Origin of the sequence: Pseudomonas sp. PS02303, from assembly GCF_029959925.1 — a bacterium.
Classification (GTDB): domain Bacteria; phylum Pseudomonadota; class Gammaproteobacteria; order Pseudomonadales; family Pseudomonadaceae; genus Aquipseudomonas; species Aquipseudomonas mandelii.
In genome coordinates this window covers 1-3,858 of the sequence record NZ_JASCOM010000389.1, presented here as the reverse complement: position 1 = coordinate 3,858, position 3,858 = coordinate 1, and the positions used below count along the sequence as shown (strand labels likewise).

The window sequence follows — 3,858 nt, the reverse complement described above, 5'->3', positions numbered from 1 at the left end:
GGGTCAGTCAGCAATGATGTTGACTGACCCGCCGCCATCGCGAGCAGGCTCACTCCTACAGGGGAGCAGCGTTTATTCGCCGATGGCGATGCCGTGCGCAGGATCGTTGATCCACTCGCTCCACGACCCGGCATACAACGAGCCCAACGGATAACCCGCCAGGCAAAGTGCGAACAGGTTATGGCAAGCCGTCACACCAGAACCGCAATACGCCACCAGATCGGTCGGCGCACGATCGCCGAGTTTCGCCGCAAAGCGCTGCTTGAGCTGATCGGCCGGCAGGAAACGTCCGTCACTGCCCAGGTTCTCGGTGAAGGCTGCGCATTGCGCACCGGGGATGTGCCCGGCAACCGGATCGATCGGTTCGACTTCGCCCTTGAAACGCGGCAAGGCGCGAGCATCGAGCAAGGTCAGCGTGGGTTGGCCGAGACGTTTTTGAAGCTGTTCGGCGCTCAAGATCAGCGCGTCGTCCGGCGTCCCGGTAAAGGTGCCGCGCGGGGTGTCGCACGCATCCAGGCTCAGCGGCAACCCGGCGGCGTGCCAGGCCTTGAGCCCGCCATCGAGAATAAACACGCCGTCACGCTTGCCCAGCCAGACCAGCAACCACCAGGCCCGCGCCGCGTAGGCACCGGGGCCGTCATCGTACAAAACCACTTCGCTGTCGGCGTTGATGCCCCAGGCTTGCAGACGCTCGATCAACTCTTCAGGCTCAGGCAACGGATGGCGCCCGGTCACACCCTTGACCACTGTCCCGCTCAAATCACGCTCAAGATCGGCAAAACTCGACCCGGCGATATGCCCTTCGGCATAACTACGCTGGCCGTAATCCGGGTCTTCAAGGGCAAAACGACAATCCAGAATTACCAGCCCAGGTGCATCCTTTTTCAGGTCCAACGCTTGCGGGCTGATCAGTTGCGCAATGGGCATAACGGGCTCCTGTGATTAAGTCGGTCTTGAATCCTACTGCACTTCTTCCAGCGCCTGGGCCAGTGGCACGTAAAACTCTTCGTACAGCGCGTTGACTGCGTCGCGAGACTGTTCCGTGACGAAACCGGCCTCAAGCACCAGCACCTGATACACCCCACGTTTAATCGCCTGCTCACTCAGGTGATTGGAGTTTTCCCGCGTGGTGCACAGAAAACGCACCCAGGACGTCAGGATAATCCAGGCATTGAGCGTCAGGGATTCGATCTGGACTTTGTCCATTTTGAGGATGCCGGCGTCGACGAAGGCAGCGTAGATGTGGGTGCCATGGATCAGGCAGCGCTGGGAGAAACGCCGATAACGGGCAGCCAGTTCGGGATCGCTGTCGAGCAAATGCTCAAGATCGCGATGCAAAAACCGGTAGCGCCACATCGCCGCCAGCAGTTCCTGAAGGTAGAAGCGCTTGTCTTCCACCGTGGACGCTCGGCCCTGGGGCGGGCGCAGGAAGCTGTCCACCAGGCTTTCGTACTCACTGAACAGCACGGCGATGATCGCCTGCTTGTTGGGGAAGTGGTAGTACAGGTTGCCCGGAGAAATCTCCATGTGGGCAGCAATGTGGTTGGTGCTGATGCTGCGCTCGCCCTGTTGATTAAACAGCTCCAGGCTGTTCTGCACGATGCGCTCGCTGGTTTTGATCCGAGGGGCCATGGCTTGAGCTTTAATTCAGAGTGCGTTGGCAGGCATCTTACGACCTATCGGCGAGTGGATAAAACAATGCTGCGCCAGGATGCCATTTGACTTTATAGAGCTTAGACTCTAAAACGTGCCTCATTACAACAAAAACCGGAGCCGATCATGACCGCCGACATCGCTTATCTGCAGAACCTGCAACAGCCGCTGGACGAGCTTCAGGCCCTGTTCGATGCGCAGCGTGCGGCGTATGCGGCCAACCCGATGCCACCGGCCGCCCAGCGCCAGCAATGGCTCAAAGCCCTGCGTGATCTGCTGAGCAACGAACGCCAGTCCTTGATCGAAGCGATCAGCCAGGATTTCAGCCACCGCAGCGCCGATGAAACCCTGCTCGCCGAACTGATGCCGAGCCTGCACGGCATTCACTACGCCAGTCAGCACCTCAAAGGCTGGATGAAGGCCTCGCGGCGCAAGGTCGGTATCGCGTTTCAGCCGGCTTCGGCGAAAGTGGTTTACCAGCCGCTGGGCGCGGTCGGCGTGATCGTGCCGTGGAACTACCCGCTTTATCTGGCTATAGGGCCGCTTGTGGGTGCGTTGTCGGCGGGCAATCGGGTGATGCTCAAACTCAGTGAGTCGACCTCCGCCACCGGCTTGCTGCTCAAGGAACTGCTGGGCCGGATCTTCCCGCAAGACCTGGTCTGCGTGGTGCTGGGCGAAGCTGATATCGGTGTCGCGTTCTCCCGACTGCGTTTCGATCACCTGCTGTTTACCGGCGCCACCAGCATCGGCAAGCACGTGATGCGCGCGGCAGCCGAGAACCTGACGCCGGTGACCCTTGAGCTGGGTGGCAAGTCCCCGGCCATTGTGTCCCTCGACGTGCCGCTCAAGGACGCCGCCGAACGCATCGCGTTCGGCAAGACGCTCAATGCCGGGCAAACCTGCGTGGCCCCGGACTACGTGCTGGTGCCGGAAGATCGTATCGGCGCTTTCGTCGAAGCCTATCGCCACGCGGTTCGCGGGTTTTATCCGACACTGGCCGACAACCCGGACTACACGGCAATCATCAATGACCGGCAACTGGCGCGACTCAATAACTACGTCAGCGACGCCACCAGCAAGGGCGCGCTGCTGATTCCGCTGTTTGATCAGGGCCAGGGCCGGCGCATGGGTCATAGCGTGCTGCTCAACGTCAGCGACGACATGACCGTGATGCAGGATGAAATCTTCGGCCCGCTGCTGCCGATCGTGCCGTACAAGACGCTTGATCAGGCGTTTGCCTACATCAATCAACGACCTCGTCCGCTGGCGCTGTATTACTTCGGCTACGACAAGCGCGAACAAAATCGTGTACTCCACGAAACCCATTCCGGCGGTGTTTGCCTCAACGACACCTTGCTGCACGTGGCGCAGGACGATATGCCGTTCGGTGGTATCGGCGCCTCGGGCATGGGCCATTACCACGGTCACGAAGGTTTCCTGACCTTCAGCAAGGCCAAAGGCGTGCTGATCAAGCAACGCTTCAACGCGGCGAAGCTGATTTACCCGCCCTATGGAAAATCCATTCAGAAACTGATTCAGAAGCTGTTTATCCGCTAACAATCGCACCCTCGGGTAATAACAATAATGAGCCCAAGCCTGTCAGATACACCCGCGCTGTCGCGGCGCGGCCTGCTTAAATTCAGCCTCGGCGCGAGTGCTTTCCTGGCGACGGCCGGATTGGGCGCGAGCCTCAGCGGCTGCTCATCGAGCATTCCGGCCAGCGGTTTCGCGACCCTGCGCAGCGGCGATCTGTTGTTTCTGCGGGCATTGGTCCCGGTAATGCTCGAAGGCGCCGTGGCCGCCGAAAAAATGCCGGCCGCCGTCGATGGCACCCTGAAAACCCTGGATAACGGCCTGAATCACCTGTCGCCGGAAATGCTCAAGCTCACTCGGCAATTGTTCGACGTGCTGGGGATGGCGGTGACCCGCGGGCCGCTGACCGGGATCTGGGGCAGCTGGGAAAACGCCAGTGTCGATGAGATCCGGCACTTTCTCGATCGCTGGGAAAACAGCTCGTTGAACCTGTTGCGCATGGGGCACAGCTCGTTGCTGCAACTGGTGATGATGGCGTGGTACAGCCGCGCGGAATCGTGGGTGCATTGCGGGTATCCGGGGCCGCCTGCCGTTTAAGACTGGGTCGACCCCTTCGCGGGCAAGCCTCGCTCCTACAGAACCGCGTAAGCCCTTGTAGGAGCGAGGCTTGCC

General features: G+C 60.3%; 4 protein-coding genes. 2 read left to right on the top strand and 2 right to left on the bottom strand.

The features are described from left to right. Nucleotides 1–72: 72 nt before the first annotated feature. Both QMX98_RS33055 and QMX98_RS33050 read right to left on the bottom strand, forming a co-directional pair. A complete protein-coding gene (locus QMX98_RS33055; protein WP_282412007.1) occupies nt 73–927 on the bottom strand; it encodes a sulfurtransferase in 855 nt (284 codons plus the stop codon). Between the two features lie 33 nt (nt 928–960). After that, nucleotides 961–1,632 carry a TetR/AcrR family transcriptional regulator gene (locus QMX98_RS33050; protein WP_010466800.1) on the bottom strand — a complete coding sequence of 224 codons (672 nt, stop codon included), beginning with the start codon at nt 1,630–1,632 and terminating at the stop codon, nt 961–963. A 147-nt stretch (nt 1,633–1,779) separates the two neighbouring features. Here QMX98_RS33050 and QMX98_RS33045 point away from each other — a divergent pair, with 147 nt between their 5' ends. Further along, the gene (locus tag QMX98_RS33045; protein WP_282412006.1) at nt 1,780–3,210 is read left to right on the top strand and encodes a coniferyl aldehyde dehydrogenase; all 1,431 of its coding nucleotides are present in this window, start codon (nt 1,780–1,782) and stop codon (nt 3,208–3,210) included. A 27-nt stretch (nt 3,211–3,237) separates the two neighbouring features. Continuing rightward, nucleotides 3,238–3,783, top strand: a complete 546-nt coding sequence (locus QMX98_RS33040) for a twin-arginine translocation pathway signal protein (RefSeq protein WP_282412005.1) — start codon at nt 3,238–3,240, stop codon at nt 3,781–3,783. Nucleotides 3,784–3,858 lie beyond the last annotated feature (75 nt).

What these genes read in the sequence shown, in the direction of transcription:
- QMX98_RS33055 (WP_282412007.1), bottom strand. Translation starts at nt 927, where the DNA reads ATGCCCATTGCGCAACTGATCAGCCCGCAAGCGTTGGACCTGAAAAAG.
- QMX98_RS33040 (WP_282412005.1), top strand. Translation starts at nt 3,238, where the DNA reads ATGAGCCCAAGCCTGTCAGATACACCCGCGCTGTCGCGGCGCGGCCTG.
- QMX98_RS33045 (WP_282412006.1), top strand. Translation starts at nt 1,780, where the DNA reads ATGACCGCCGACATCGCTTATCTGCAGAACCTGCAACAGCCGCTGGAC.
- QMX98_RS33050 (WP_010466800.1), bottom strand. Translation starts at nt 1,632, where the DNA reads ATGGCCCCTCGGATCAAAACCAGCGAGCGCATCGTGCAGAACAGCCTG.